11 protein-coding genes are annotated in these 13,475 nt (G+C 71.0%); 8 read left to right on the top strand and 3 right to left on the bottom strand.

Annotation, left to right across the window (positions count from 1 at the left end; all coding sequences use genetic code 11):
• Positions 1-111: 111 nt before the first annotated feature.
• The 5 genes from WME75_RS46880 to WME75_RS46860 all read left to right on the top strand — a co-directional run bounded on the left by WME75_RS46880 (position 112) and on the right by WME75_RS46860 (position 7,502).
• A complete protein-coding gene (locus WME75_RS46880) occupies positions 112-2,505 on the top strand; it encodes a hypothetical protein (protein ID WP_437485074.1) in 2,394 nt (797 codons plus the stop codon).
• A 107-nt stretch (positions 2,506-2,612) separates the two neighbouring features.
• The gene (locus WME75_RS46875) at positions 2,613-4,700 is read left to right on the top strand and encodes a serine/threonine-protein kinase (RefSeq protein ID WP_437485072.1); all 2,088 of its coding nucleotides are present in this window, start codon (positions 2,613-2,615) and stop codon (positions 4,698-4,700) included.
• Positions 4,701-4,789: 89 nt separating this feature from the next.
• Positions 4,790-5,902, top strand: coding sequence for a serine/threonine-protein kinase (locus tag WME75_RS46870; RefSeq protein WP_437485070.1), 1,113 nt, complete (start codon positions 4,790-4,792; stop codon positions 5,900-5,902).
• A gap of 8 nt (positions 5,903-5,910) precedes the next feature.
• Positions 5,911-6,522, top strand: coding sequence for a hypothetical protein (locus WME75_RS46865; RefSeq protein ID WP_437485068.1), 612 nt, complete (start codon positions 5,911-5,913; stop codon positions 6,520-6,522).
• 8 nt (positions 6,523-6,530) lie between these two features.
• The gene (locus WME75_RS46860) at positions 6,531-7,502 is read left to right on the top strand and encodes an MBL fold metallo-hydrolase (protein ID WP_437485066.1); all 972 of its coding nucleotides are present in this window, start codon (positions 6,531-6,533) and stop codon (positions 7,500-7,502) included.
• Here the strand turns inward: WME75_RS46860 and mobA are convergent.
• A complete protein-coding gene (gene mobA / locus WME75_RS46855) occupies positions 7,481-8,173 on the bottom strand; it encodes a molybdenum cofactor guanylyltransferase (protein WP_437485064.1) in 693 nt (230 codons plus the stop codon). The two genes, WME75_RS46860 and mobA, sit on opposite strands and share 22 nt — an antisense overlap.
• A gap of 189 nt (positions 8,174-8,362) precedes the next feature.
• Between mobA and WME75_RS46850 the strand changes: the two genes are divergently transcribed.
• The 3 genes from WME75_RS46850 to WME75_RS46840 all read left to right on the top strand — a co-directional run bounded on the left by WME75_RS46850 (position 8,363) and on the right by WME75_RS46840 (position 12,018).
• A complete protein-coding gene (locus WME75_RS46850) occupies positions 8,363-9,343 on the top strand; it encodes a deoxyhypusine synthase family protein (protein WP_437485062.1) in 981 nt (326 codons plus the stop codon).
• A gap of 144 nt (positions 9,344-9,487) precedes the next feature.
• Positions 9,488-10,531 (top strand): NAD-dependent epimerase/dehydratase family protein, encoded by a 1,044-nt coding sequence (locus WME75_RS46845; RefSeq protein WP_437485060.1) that lies wholly within the window; start codon positions 9,488-9,490, stop codon positions 10,529-10,531.
• Positions 10,532-10,770: 239 nt separating this feature from the next.
• Positions 10,771-12,018, top strand: coding sequence for a CapA family protein (locus WME75_RS46840; protein WP_437485058.1), 1,248 nt, complete (start codon positions 10,771-10,773; stop codon positions 12,016-12,018).
• A 222-nt stretch (positions 12,019-12,240) separates the two neighbouring features.
• On the opposite strand, the gene WME75_RS46835 is transcribed toward WME75_RS46840, so the two are convergent.
• Together WME75_RS46835 and WME75_RS46830 are read right to left on the bottom strand one after the other, a co-directional pair.
• A complete protein-coding gene (locus WME75_RS46835; protein WP_437485056.1) occupies positions 12,241-12,534 on the bottom strand; it encodes a type II toxin-antitoxin system RelE/ParE family toxin in 294 nt (97 codons plus the stop codon).
• The gene (locus WME75_RS46830) at positions 12,531-13,388 is read right to left on the bottom strand and encodes a zinc-binding dehydrogenase (protein WP_437485054.1); all 858 of its coding nucleotides are present in this window, start codon (positions 13,386-13,388) and stop codon (positions 12,531-12,533) included. The genes WME75_RS46835 and WME75_RS46830 overlap by 4 nt, the downstream gene beginning before the upstream one ends.
• Between the last annotated feature and the right edge of the window lie 87 nt (positions 13,389-13,475).

The following is a 13,475-nucleotide window of genomic DNA, read 5'->3' as shown; positions in this document are numbered from 1 at the left end:
TCTCCCTGACCGCTGTCGTGACGGGCTGAGACGGCGTTCGGGCAGAGTCGGATTCCTGTTGCGCCGGCTCCTGGACAGGGTGACGTTCTCTCACCTGCTCAGGAGAGAGGCATGCCTACCGAAGTCATCGTCCGGATCCGTTCCCCCCACGGGATCGTCGACCTGCCTGGCACGGTGGATGCCGTAGGGCCGGCCGCGTCCTCCGCTTTCGAAGAGCGCAAGTCCACGCCGGGCATTCACCTGCTCGCAGCGGCGGTGAGCGACAGCGACTATGCCATCTCGCTGCAGGCGCCGGTGCCCGCCGAGAGCCTCGCGGCGCTCCGGGAGCGCGAGGGCAAGGCGGTGCTCATCGCGTTTGCCGGGCGCTCGCCGGTGCGCCGGCGGCTAGAGGCCGTGGCCGTCTCCTCCGTCGAGGTCGTCCCGGATCCGGGCGTGGCGTCGCATGCGGCCCCGATCGATCTGACCGCCGGGCGCGAGGGCGCCGCGCCGCTCTGGCTGCTGCCCGTCGGGGTGTTCAGCGCGAGCCCGACCCACGGCCCCGACGGGTCCGCCGCCCGGGACACCCTCGTCACCGCCGCGCGGTGGATCTCCTCGAGGCGGACGAGCACCTTCACGCAGCTCTTCCCGCCGAGCGCGTTCCATCCGGAGGAGCCGGTGCGCAAGGAGCGGCTCTCGGCGGGCCGGGGCATGGCGCTCCTGGATCAGGCGCGCGCGGCGCTCGAGCTCGCGGTCGTGGGCGGCGAGGAGGCGAAGCGCGACCCGGTGGGGGCCGCGACCCTCCGCTCGGCGGCGGTGACCGTCCTGTCGCACCTCATCGCGACGTCGCTGGACGACCGCGGCTTCTCGTCGGTCGCCGAGCGCGCCGCCGAGCTGATCTTCGCGCTCATCGACGAGGAGGCGGGCGACGAGGCGGCCCGGCCGGCGCTGCGCGCCCACGCGATCCACCTGCTCCAGCTGCGCGCCCCGGCGCTCACGGCGGCCCAGCAGGAGCGCGCGCGGGGGCTCGTCCGCGGGCTGCTCCGCGAGGCGCCGCCCTATGACGAGCTCACGGGGCCGTGGAGCTTCGCCGTGTGCAGCGCCTCGGAGTTCCACGAGGGCGAGTGCCGCATCCTCGAGTCGACCCACGGCTTCAAGCAGGTCGCGCTCCCGCCCGAGACGCCCCCGTCGCCGAGCGGATCGAGCCCTTACCGCGCCTTCGAGGCCCCCTTCAAGACGCCCGCCGGCGAGCCCATCCGCGTCTTTGCCCGCACGGCCACGCCGCGCGACGAGAACCTCGAGATGGGGATGACGTTCTTCATCGGATTGCTCATCAACCGGCACGCCCAGCTCGGCGCCTTCGACCTCCGCGCGGCCGCGGTGAAGGTGCGGCAGGAGGGCTACAAGCTGATGATGAACTCGCAATGCGCGGGGCTCACCACGCGCTTTGCCATCTCCCAGATGTTCCCCGACGCGGACATCTACTCTTCGTGGGATTCGACGTATTTCCATGTCGGGTCGGACGGCGTGGTCAGCTCCTCCGAGGGGATCGATTGCTTCGTCGCCGCGCTGCGCGGGATGAGCGAGCGCGCGTCGCACACCGAGCTGGACGCCCGCGTCCGGAAGGCGCAGTGGCGCCACCCCCAGGCGCAGGTCTCCGGGTTCTCGCAGTTCGTCGGGCCTTCGCACCCGCTCGTCGTCGCCCGCTACTCCGACGTGAACCGCGACGGGCGCGCCGATTACTACGACGGCTTCCTCGACTTCCAGCTCACCGAGATCGCCGAGGACATCGAGGGCTCGATGACGCCGCGCGACCCGGGGGTGAGCGCGTCGCAGATCAGCGGCGACGCCGCGGCGGGCCTCAACTGGGCGGCGGGCAGCCTCAATCGCGTCGCGCAGTACTCGGACATCTGGGCCGGGCTCGCGGGCCAGAGCGAGCTCTACTATGCCTTCCAGTCGGGGGGCTTCTACAGCCACCGCGAGCCGCCGCACGACGTGCCCACCGGCAAGGCCGCGCAGCAGGACCTCGGGCGGCTCCCGGCCGTCACCCGCTATCAGGAGGCCGAGGGCGCGCTCGGCGGCCTCTCGGTCGAGGTCATGTTCCACAGCCACCTGAGCCACGCGGCCCAGGAGCTGAAACGCCTGCTCTGCGCGGCCGACGCCATGCGCCGCGCCTTCGATCTCGGCCATCTCTCCGGCGGAGAGGCGCTGTCGACGCCGCGGGGCCAGCGCTGCGCCATGCTCCTCACGATGGCCGGTCTCCTGGAGTTCCCCGCGGATCAGAACTTCATCGACGGCCTGTGGTCGATGGCGCTCAAGGCGCTGCGGCTCCCGCAGGTCTCGCGCAGCGCGGTGCGCGCCTGCATCACCGACGAGGATCACGAGATGTCGAACTACTACGGATCGCGGCGCGGGCTGGGCCAGCTCCTGGCAGCCCTCGAGAAGAGCGATCCGGTCAGCTTCGAGCAGCTCGGCGCCGACGACCCGCTCGTGGGCCGGCTCACCGAGCTCGACCCCGGCGGCGCCTGACGAGGGCGCGTCCGTTGACACGATTGCCCCGATTCACTCGATTCACCTGATTGACACGAGCGCGCGATGCTTGAGGCCGCCTGGTCATCGTCGTACACTCGACGGGAATGAGGTTATCGCAGGCCATCGCTCGGATCGGGCTGAAGCCGGGGGACGATCCGGGGCTGCGCCAGCACAAACGGATTCTCACGCTCACGGCCGTGCTCAAGGCGGGCGCGTGTCCCGTCTGGGTGGTCGCCTACGCGGCGAGCGGGGATGTTCGCTCGGCGGCGATCCCGCTCGGCTACGTGATTTGCACTGTCCTGAGCCTCGTCCACTTCGGCCGGACCAAGGCGTTCTCCGGGTTCCGCTTCCGCCAGGCGCTGCTCATCTTCGCGCTGCCGTTCCTCATGCACGCGAGCCGGGGAGGGTTCGTCGCCTCGAGCGGCGTCGTCCTGTGGGCGCTCCTCGCGCCGCTGACCTTCCTGCTGTTTCACGGGTCGCGGGCGTCCATCCCCTGGTTCACCGCCTACGCGCTCCTCGTGGTGATCGCCGGCGCCGTCGATCCCCTGCTCTCGGCGCACGCGCCGGCGACGCCCCCGGCCCTCATCGCCTGCTTCTTCGCGATGAACATCCTCACGGTGTCGGCCATCGCCTACGCCGCGGTGCAGTACTTCGCGCGCCAGCTCGCGGAGGAGCAGGAGAAGCTCGCGGAGCTCGCCGCCTCCTCGGCGCAGGCGCTCGACGACGTGGCGACGTGGTCCTCCGCCGCGGCGACGCAGGTCGCCGAGGCCATCGGGGCGCTCGAGGTCGCGGTGTGGAAGGCCGAGGAGCAGCGGATGGTCAGCCTCACCGAGACGACCACCGAGGCCCCGTCGACCGAGTCGGTCCGCAGCGCCGCGCTCACCAGGCAGTCGTTCCTGCGGTCGTCGGATGTCGTGGTCCCCGTCGTCGGCCTGTCGGGCGACATCCACGGCGCCCTGGTCGTCGTCGGGAGCCGCCTTGTGTGGAGCGACACGACGAAGCGGCTCGTCGACTCGTTCGCTCACCACCTCGGCAGCGCGCTCGAGCTGTCGCGCCTGCGCAAGGAGCTCGCCGGCGCGGCGGAGCGCCGGAGAGCGACCCTCGAGGACATGGTGGATCGCGGGATCGACGTCCTGCACATCTGCCCGCGCTGCCACCGCTGCTACGACCAAAACACGCAGCAGTGCAGCGACGACGGCGCCCCGCTGACCATGCCGCGGCCGTTCCCTTACCGCATCGCGGGGCGATATCGCCTGACCCGGGTCGTCGCGGAGGGCGGCATGGGCCGGGTGTTCCAGGCCCAGGACGAGCGGCTCGGGCGCAAGGTCGCCGTCAAGGCCATCCGGACAGAGCTCTTCCACAACGACGATGTGCGCGCGCGCTTCGAGCGCGAGGCGCGCCTCGTCGCGCGCATCCAGCACCCGTCGGTCGTCGAGGTGTACGACTCGGGCGAGATCGAGGACGGCTCGCTCTATATCGTGATGGAGTGGCTGGACGGCTGCAATCTGGCGCACGCCATGCAGCACAACGGGCCCGGGACGCCGCCCCAGGTCGCGCTGCTGCTGCGCGAGGGGGCGTCGGCGCTCGGGGCCGCGCACGCGGCGGGGCTCGTGCATCGCGACGTGAAGCCGGAGAACATCCACCTGGTCCCGTCGACGTCCCCGGGCGGTTTCCGCGTCAAGATCCTCGATTTCGGCATCGCCAAGGAGATGTCGGCCGACGTCGGCGTGACGTCCGTGGGCCTGTTCCTGGGGACGCCGCTGTACATGGCCCCCGAGCAGGCGAGCGGCAAGCCGGTGGACGCGCGCTGCGATATCTACTCCTTCGCGGCGGTCGCCTATCAGGCGCTCACCGGGCGGCGCGTCGTGGCCGGAGACGAGCACGCCACCGTCCTGTCGAGCCTCTCGCGCGCTGTCCCGCCGCCTGTCTCCTCGCTCCTCCCGGGGACGCCGCCGGCGGTCGACGACGCGTTCACCACGGCGCTCGCCCTGTCGCCCGACGAGCGCCCGGGCGACATCGAGGCGTGGGCGAGCTCGTTCATCGACCAGCTCGACGGGCTGCCCCGGCGGTGCCGGGGCTGGCGCGTCTCGGGCGCCACGCACAACCTGGACGACTTCAGCCTCGTCGAGACGGTCCGGATCAACGAGCAGCCCGCGGCGAAGCTCGCGTCGGAGACGCCGCGCGCGCCGTGAGCGCGCTGTAGCCCCCGTTGCCCCGCGGCGCGGGAGGTGGGGCCTTGCAAAGAGGGCGGTGGAGGGGCTATGCCCGGAACGGGACCTCCATGCTGTGCCCTCGTTGCCACCGGCGGTACGCGGAAAACCACCGCTTCTGCCCGCATGACGGGGAGAAGCTGGTCCAGAGCCTCGACATCCGGCGGATCCGGTCGAGGCCCACCGAGCACGTGGGCTCCGTCGTCGCCGAGCGGTACCGGGTGCGGGGCCTGATCGGCAGCGGCGCCATGGCGCAGGTGTTCCTGGCGGAGGACACGCAGAGCGGCGGCGCGCCCGTCGCGCTGAAGCTGCTGGAGCCGAGGCTCCGCCGCGTGCCCAAGCTGAAGGCGCGGTTCCTCCTCGAGGCCAAGGCCGCGGCCACGGTCGAGCACCCGAACATCGTCGCGGTCCTCGACGTCGGTCTTCATGAAGAGTCGCCGTACCTCGTGATGGAGTTCCTCTTCGGAGAGTCGCTGAGCTCGCTGCTCGTGCGCGAGAAGCGGCTGTCTCCGGAGGCCGGCGTCCCCATCCTCCTGCAGGCCGCCGCCGGGCTCGGCGCGGCCCACCGCGCGGGGATCGTCCACCGCGACGTGAAGCCTGCCAACGTGTTCCTCGTGGGCGAGAAGGGGGACACCTGGACGGCCAAGGTCGTCGACTTCGGGTTTGCCAAGCTGTACGAGCACTCGGGGCTCACCCAGGCCGGGGTGACGGTCGGCACCCTGGAGTACATGGCGCCGGAACAGACCGTCAGCGATCCGCCCGACGCGCGCACGGACGTCTACGGCTTCGGAATGCTCATGTACCGGATGTTCTCCGGCCGGCTCCCCTTCAGCGTCACGCGGAGCTCGTCCCCGGCGCTGGCGCCTGCGCCGGCCATGGAAGATGCCATGGTGCTGGCCCATCAGCTCACGACGCCGCCCCCGCCGCCCAACCTGGGTGGGGGCCCGGTGGCGAGCGCGCTCGAGGCGGTGATCATGAAATGCCTGCGCAAGCGGCCGGAGAACCGGTATCCCTCGATGGAGGCGCTCTGCGAGGATCTCGGCCGGCTCGGCCGGCCGGGCGCGCTGGCGGCGAACGCGCCGATCGCCTCGCCCGACGTGTACGCCCCGCAGACGCCCTATGGAGAGCACGCGGCGCGATTCCTGTACAAGCAGCTCGGCCGGGTGTTCGGCGAAGCGCCGTAAGCCGCGACATGCCCCGAGCGCGCCGCATCGCCCGACGCCGCGCCCCCGCGCTGGCCGCCTGCGCCGCCGTCCTCGGCTGGCCGCTCGCGCACGCGGCGCCTGAAGGGCCGCGTCAGGCCGCCGCGACCGCCGCCGCCACCGAGCCCGGCATCCGCCTCACGGCGGCCTGGCTCTTCGTCCAGCTCGTACCGAGCCCCGGGCTGTGGATCGGACCGGGCGAGGCGCACCTCGGGATCCGCTGGCAGGTGACGCCGCTGCTCTACTCGTTCGGGATCAACCGCAAGCTCTCGCCGTGGCGCGCGTTCGTCGTGGAGCCGCTCACGCGCCACGCCGGCTCGATCGAGCTCTTCGGCTCTCCCGAGTACATCGCCCGTCCGGGCGCGCTCGGCGAGCGCTGGATGCTCCGGGGCGGTGTCCGCGCCTATTTTCCGCTCCTCCACCGGGGAGACTACATGTCCTGCTCGCTCGGCGGCTCGGCGGTCTACGCGCGCGAGCGGCTGGGCGCCTCGTACGAGGCGGGGGTCTATACCCTCTTCGGCGCCCTGGGCGTCCAGGTGACCCATACGCCGACAGCCGCCTTGCGATCGACGATGTTCACGCTCAGCATTCGATATTTCTGACGCCGCGCATGGCCCCGCGCCCCTCCTCGCCGCCTGCTCGACTGCTCGCCGCGGCGCTCCTCGCGCTCGCGGGCCTTTCGTGCAGCGTGCCCGCGCGCATCCTCGAGGGCAACGTGGCGAGGCTGTTCGCGAGCCCGCGGGCCGTGCCGGGCAAGGTGCGCGCGCCTTACCGGCCCGAGGCGCGGCTCGCGGTCCTCTGGGTCGGGCACGCGACCGCGCTCGTGCAGATCGACGACAAGCTCATCCTGACGGACCCCGTCTTCACAGACACCGTGGGGCTCATCGTGAAGCGGCTCGTCGAGCCGGGGCTCGACCCGGAGGACCTGCCGCCCATCGACGCCGTCCTCATCTCGCACATGCACTTCGACCACCTCTCGCTCGGCTCGCTGTCCCTGATCGAGCCGAAGGTCCGGACGCTGCTCGTGCCCCGGGGCGGGCTCGTCTACGTGCCCAATTACCGCTTCGATTCGGTCGAGGTCCCGACCTGGACGACGTGGCGGCAAGGCGATCTGAAGGTCACGGCGGTCCCGGTGCGGCACTCCGGTTATCGCTACGGGCTGGACCGGGACTGGATGACGGAGAGCTTCACGGGCTATGTCGTCGAGTACCACGGGATCACCGTCTACTTCGGCGGCGATACCGCCTATGATCGCGATCTCTTCGTGAAGACGCGCGCGCGATTCCCCACGATCGATCTGGCCCTCATGCCGATCGCGCCGGTCGGGCCGCGCGAGTTCATGGAGACAAAGCATGTCGATCCGGCGGAGGCGGTCCAGGCGTACCTCGATCTCGGGGCGCGGCGGATGATGGCCATCCATTTCGACACCTTCATCAACAGCACCGACACGCTCGGCGAGGCGCCGCGCGAGCTCCGGCGCGTCATGGCGGCGCGCGGGCTCGGGCCGGATCAGGTGGTCCTGCCCCGACACGGCGAGCAGCGGATCCTGATCGCGAGGGATCAGCCCGGCGGCGCGCCGTAGAGCTCGCGCAGCGCCGCCGCGTAGTCCTCGGGCGTGTTGACGTTGCGCAGCGATCGCAGGTTTGGATCGGCGGCGCGGAGCCCCGGATCCTCGAGCAGCAGCTCCGGCCCCGCGACCCGCGTGCGCGCCCGCTCGAGCAGGGTGGTCAGCCGCAGCTGGCCCTCGGCGAGCAGGGCCTCCGCCTCGCCGCGCACCGAGCAGGCGTACACCGCGCAGAGCGGGTGATGGCGGCCGTCCGCCCGCGGCACGGCGATGGCAGGGCCGCCCGCCTGGAGCTCCGCGAGGCGCCGCACGAGCGCGGGGTGCAGGAAGGGGGCGTCGGTCGAGGTGACGACCGCCCGCTCGGCCAGCGGCGCGACCGCCTCGAGCCCGACCGCGATGCCCTGCATCGGCCCGCGGCCCTCCACCGGATCGCGCACGAGCAGCACCCCGTCCGGCAGCGGCGGCAGCGCCTGCCCCGGCGCCGCGACAACCGCGATCGGCCAGGCCGCCTCGCCGAGGCGCCGCACGACCCGCTGGAGGAGCGCCTCGCCCCCGAACGGCAGCCACGCCTTGGGGCGCCCCATCCGGCGGCTCTGCCCGCCGCACAGCACCACGCCCGCGAGCCCGGCGACGCGGCCCGCCCGCTCGCCATCCTCCGCGGGCGCTGTCACGGTCTGCTCCTGTGTCATGGATCCACCCGCCCCGGAGCATGGACCCGCGCCCCCGCGCCGGCCACCGCCGCCGGCTCGCCCGGCTCGTCCTCGCCACCGGATGTCCTGTGTCACGACACAGACAGGTCGTGCCACAGATCGACGTGCGTGCTATGGGGCAGCTCGCCTGTTCAGGCGATCCCTCCGAACCTACAGAGTAATGAAGCCATGAGCCAGACCAGGGGCCCCGTATCCGAGTTCATTCGACACCACTATCGGCACTTCAACGCCGCCGCGCTGGTCGACGCCGCGGCCGGATACGAGCGCCACCTCGCGGACGGGGGCAAGATGCTCGTGTCGCTCGCAGGCGCGATGAGCACCGCCGAGCTGGGGGTCTCCCTCGCCGAGATGATCCGCCAGGGGAAGGTGGACATCATCTCGTGCACCGGCGCCAACCTCGAGGAGGACATCATGAACCTCGTGGCGCACAAGCATTACAAGCGGATCCCCGGCTGGCGCGACCTCACGCCGGCGCAGGAGTGGGAGCTCCTCGAGAGCGGGCTCAACCGCGTCACGGACACCTGCATCCCCGAGGAAGAGGCTTTCCGGAAGATCCAGCACAGGGTGGTCGAGCTCTGGAAGGACGCCGACGCCCGGGGCGAGCGCTTCTTTCCCCACGAGTTCATGTACAAGCTGCTCCAGAGCGGCGTGATGGCGGGCGACTACGAGATCGATCCCAAGGACTCCTGGATGATCGCGGCCGCCGAGCGTAACCTCCCGATCGTGGTGCCCGGCTGGGAAGACTCGACGATGGGCAACATCTTCGCCAGCTACGTCGTGAAGGGAGAGCTCAAGGCGACGACGATGAAGAGCGGCATCGAGTACATGACCTCGCTCGCCGCCTGGTACCGCGCGAGCTCCGGCGGCAAGGGCGTCGGCTTCTTCCAGATCGGGGGCGGCATCGCGGGCGACTTCCCCATCTGCGTCGTGCCCATGATGTACCAGGATCTCGGCTGGAAAGACGTCCCCTTCTGGTCCTATTTCTGCCAGATCAGCGACTCGACGACGTCCTACGGCTCGTACAGCGGCGCCGTTCCCAACGAGAAGATCACCTGGGGAAAGCTCGGCATCGACACCCCCAAGCACATCATCGAGAGCGACGCCACCATCGTGGCGCCGCTCATCTTCGCCTACGTGCTCGGGTTGTAGCGCGACGCAGACCCATGCACACGGCGAGCGCGGCGCCGGCGATCACGGCGCCGGCGCCGCGCGCTCGTCAACGGTCATGATCCGGAGCGCCGGACGCGCCGGAGCCTCGTGAAACACACGCATTGAAGGGAGTTACAGTCCTCGATGGCACAGCAGAAGGTCTTCATCACGGGCGGTTCGGGCTTCTTGGGGATCAACCTCGTACGCTACCTGCTCGATCGCGGGTTCGGGGTCGTGTCGTTCGACGTCCTCCCCTTCGACTATCCGGAGAAGGACCGGGTGGTCGCCGCGCAGGGGGATATCCGCGACGGTCGCGCGGTGGAAGCGGCGATGACGGGCGCCGACCTCGTCGTCCACACGGCCGCGGCCCTGCCGCTCTACACGCCCGACGAGATCCACACGACGGACGTGGAGGGGACCCGGACGGTCATGGATACGGCCCTCCGGCTCGGCGTGAAGCGCGCGGTCCATATCTCCTCGACGGCGGTCTATGGCATCCCCGATCATCACCCCCTCGCCGAGACCGATCGCCTCGTGGGCGTGGGGCCGTACGGGCAGGCGAAGATCCAGGCGGAGATGGTGTGCCTCGAGGCGCGCGCCCGGGGGCTCGTGACCTCCATCCTTCGACCGAAGTCGTTCATCGGGCCAGAGCGGCTCGGCGTCTTTGCGCTGCTCTACGACTGGGCGCTCGACGGGCACAACTTCCCGATGATCGGCGACGGCAACAACCGCTATCAGCTCCTCGACGTCGAGGATCTCTGCGAGGCGATCTACCGCTGCCTGACGCTCGACGCGTCCGCGGTGAACGACACGTTCAACATCGGCGCGAAGGAGTTCACCACGATGAAGGAGGACTACCAGGCCGTGCTCGATCGAGCAGGCTTCGGGAAGCGGATCATCCCGCTGCCCGCCGCGCCCGCGATCCTGTCCCTCCGGGCGCTGGAGGCGCTCAAGGTGTCTCCCCTGTACAAGTGGGTTTACGAGACCGCCTCGAAGGATTCGTTCGTGTCGATCGACAAGGCGGAGGAGAAGCTCGGCTTCACGCCGAAGTACTCCAACAAGGACGCGTTGCTCCGGAACCTCGAGTGGTACAGCAGCCACCGTGACAGCTTCGCGTCCCAGTCGGGGATCACGCACCGCGTCCCCTGGAAGCAGGGCGCGCTCGGGCTCGCGAAGAAGCTCTTCTAGCGCCTCGGGCAGCTCTCCCGGCCGCGCCGCGCCCCGCGCGCGGCCGCGCCGCCTCGGTCCTCCTGGTCTTCAAGGCATTCACGTCGAGCCTCCTGGCGTTCAAGGCATTCACGTCGAGCGACAGGCGGCGCTCGGGTGCGGAGGTCAACGCCGCTGGGGGATCGGACAGGTCTGCCCGATCGGGATTCTTGGATGCGGCGGTGCCCCGGTGGATAATGCGCGCCGAGAAGCCGCTCGAGATGCGCCCCGCCCCTTTCTTCCTCGCGATGTGCGCCGCGGCCGCGCAGATCGGCTGCGAGCAGCCCGCGAACGTCGGCGCCGGGCTCGCCCCACCGCCCGCCGTCGCGCCGGCTGCGCGCCGCGACGCCTCCGCGGCGCCCCGCGACACGCCCGCCGCCGCCACCGCATCGCCCGCCGCGCCGCCCGCGCCGCCCGCGCCGGCCGACGCGATCACGCTCCTCGCGGGCGGCGATGTCTGCCTCGGCAAGGCGCTCGGCCAGGAGCTGCTCCGCAACCCGGCGCACGACCCGTTCGCCCCGGTCGCGGCGCTGCTCGCCTCCGCCGACGTGCGCTTCGTCAACCTCGAGAACCAGCTCAGCGACCAGGGCGGGGAGACCCAGCACCGGCTCCAGCCGCTCGTGTTCACGGGCCCGCCGGCCGGCGCGGACGTGCTCGCGCGCGCCGGCATCAGCGTTGTGTCGCTCGCGAACAACCACATGTGGGACTACGGCAAGAGCGCGTTCCTCGAGACGCTCGGCCACCTGGAGCGCGTGGGCGTCGCCTACGTGGGCGCCGGCCGGACGCGGCTCCAGGCGTACGCGCCGGCCATCATCGAGCGCCGCGGCTTCCGCGTGGCGCTGCTCGCCGTGACGGGCATCTGGAACCAGGGCTCGCTCTGGCAGCACCCGGGGCGGGAGTTCGTCGCGGCCGCGGAGCGGGACGGGCTCGCCGCCGCGGTGCGCGCCGCGCGCAAGCAGCCCGGGGTGGACGCGGTCATCGTGAGCTACCACGGCGGCACCGAGTACCTGGACACGCCGCTGCCCCAGGCGCGCGCGCTCGCCGGCGCCGCCATCGACGCGGGCGCCGACGCCTTCGTCGGCCATCACCCGCACGTGCTCCAGGGCATCGAGCTCCGCCGCGGCCGGCCCATCTTCTACAGCCTCGGCAACTTCATCATGAAGGTGAAGAGGACCGGCCCCGCGCCCGAGCTCGCGATGCTCGCGCGCCTGCGCCTGCGGCGGGGCGCCCCGCCCCTCGCCGAGATCTGCCCGGTGCGCAGCGAGGGCCTCGGGACCGTCCCGCTCGCCGCCGACCCGCGGCGCGCCGAGACCGAGGCGGCGTTCGCCGAGCGGATGCGCCGCGTCTCGGCGTTCGTCAAGGGCGAGCCGGCGATTGGCCCCTTCGCCGCCGACGGCTGCGCCCCGCTCGAGCCGGCCGCTGAGGCGGCCCCCGCCTCGCCGTCGAGGGTCGCCGGCCCGATCCGCTGAGCGATGCTTTGCGGCCCTGCCGCGGGCACGCGCGCGAATCGCGCGGCACCGTCGGTCGGCGCCGGTTGTTGGGCGTTATCACGCGCCGGGCTCCTCCTCCGAAAGCGGTGGCCGCTCGAATCTCGCGCGCTCGGACGCTGCGAGGACGTCGCAGTCACACGCGGCCGGAGGCCGTCCGATGCAGTGCCCTGCTGGGCAAATGGCTGCCATTCCGGGATCCGCTCACGCCCGGCGCTTCCACTCGCGAGGATGTCGGCGGCCGTGAATCACTCCAACGACGACAATGGCGTTGGGCAGAATCCGGTAGAAGACCGCGTATGGGAAGCGCTCAACGAGCGCCCGTCGGATGTCTCGATACAGCGGCGGGTACGCGAGCGGTGCGCTCCGAAGGCGCTTGATAGCATCATCCAGCTCTCGTCGGAAGACGGCGCCGAGCCCAGACCGCTGCTCCTCGTACCAGCGGAAGGTCTCGATGGCTTCGGTGCGAGCTTCGGCGAGGAAGACAACGCGGCTCACGACTCGCCGGTGGTCATCTCGGCACGGACGTCCTCCCAGGAGGCACCGATGGGGCCTTCGAGCTCGAGGCGATCCAGGCGGCGATCGAGCTCAGCGCGAAGCTCGGAGCTCAGGGGAAGATCGTCCGAAGAGAGGCTTCGCCAGAGGTCATCGATCAGGTCGAGCTTCTCGTCGGCGGTGAGCTTGGAGAGGTCGAGCGCAGGCTTGCCCATGGTCGGATCCTGCACCAGAAGGGCCGGCGACGCCAGCACACGCGAGCCTGGGCGGCGTCGATGGCCCCCGCCGTCTGCGGGCGTGGCGCCGGCCCCCTTGAGGTCGGCGGGTGCCGGCCGCCGCTGCGGCCACCGGCGCCCTGGCGCTGGGCAGCCTGGAAAGAGAAGCGGACCGAAAGGGCGCGATGGACGCAAGGGAAAGAGGAGATTGGTGGTCATGTCAGCCTTCCTCGCCACCCGCCTGCCGCTATCCCTCCCCGTCGTCGCGATTCGTCGAGCAATAAGGCTCCATGGAGACATGGGGGAGCACAGGAGAGCGGGCGTGAGGACTGCCAGGAATGGATTCTGCGAGCCAGGCCCGGGCTCCGAGGAGATGTACACGCCCATCGGCGTCAACAGGCGCTTACAGGCGCCGAACGTGCTCGTTCCGACCGTGTCGAACACGTAGTCATAGCCCTGGTCATCGCGGGTAAAGTCCGCTTGCTCATGGTGGATGACCCTGTCGGCCCCCAGCGACCTCAAAAGCTCCAGGTTCTTTGTGTTCCCCACCGCCGTCACGGTGGCGCCCAGGTGCACGGACATCTGCAGCGGCGCGGATCCGATCGCCCCGGTAGCCCCGTTGATCAGCACCCCGCGCACCATGTGTGACCTCCTGATTCAAGGTGTTGCTGCTGCGGCGTTTCAGATGCGGCTCAAGCGCATTGTGCGCTGGATCACGGCGGAGCGCGC

The organism is Sorangium sp. So ce1014, assembly GCF_051521505.1.
GTDB lineage: Bacteria > Myxococcota_A > Polyangia > Polyangiales > Polyangiaceae > Sorangium.
This window is presented reverse-complemented; position numbering and strand designations above follow the sequence as displayed.

Excerpts from the sequence above, each read along its gene's own strand:
- WME75_RS46880 (WP_437485074.1), top strand. The coding sequence starts at position 112 with ATGCCTACCGAAGTCATCGTCCGGATCCGTTCCCCCCACGGGATCGTC.
- WME75_RS46875 (WP_437485072.1), top strand. The coding sequence starts at position 2,613 with ATGAGGTTATCGCAGGCCATCGCTCGGATCGGGCTGAAGCCGGGGGAC.
- WME75_RS46870 (WP_437485070.1), top strand. The coding sequence starts at position 4,790 with ATGCTGTGCCCTCGTTGCCACCGGCGGTACGCGGAAAACCACCGCTTC.
- WME75_RS46865 (WP_437485068.1), top strand. The coding sequence starts at position 5,911 with ATGCCCCGAGCGCGCCGCATCGCCCGACGCCGCGCCCCCGCGCTGGCC.
- WME75_RS46860 (WP_437485066.1), top strand. The coding sequence starts at position 6,531 with ATGGCCCCGCGCCCCTCCTCGCCGCCTGCTCGACTGCTCGCCGCGGCG.
- mobA (WP_437485064.1), bottom strand. The coding sequence starts at position 8,173 with ATGACACAGGAGCAGACCGTGACAGCGCCCGCGGAGGATGGCGAGCGG.
- WME75_RS46850 (WP_437485062.1), top strand. The coding sequence starts at position 8,363 with ATGAGCCAGACCAGGGGCCCCGTATCCGAGTTCATTCGACACCACTAT.
- WME75_RS46845 (WP_437485060.1), top strand. The coding sequence starts at position 9,488 with ATGGCACAGCAGAAGGTCTTCATCACGGGCGGTTCGGGCTTCTTGGGG.
- WME75_RS46840 (WP_437485058.1), top strand. The coding sequence starts at position 10,771 with ATGCGCCCCGCCCCTTTCTTCCTCGCGATGTGCGCCGCGGCCGCGCAG.
- WME75_RS46830 (WP_437485054.1), bottom strand. The coding sequence starts at position 13,388 with ATGGTGCGCGGGGTGCTGATCAACGGGGCTACCGGGGCGATCGGATCC.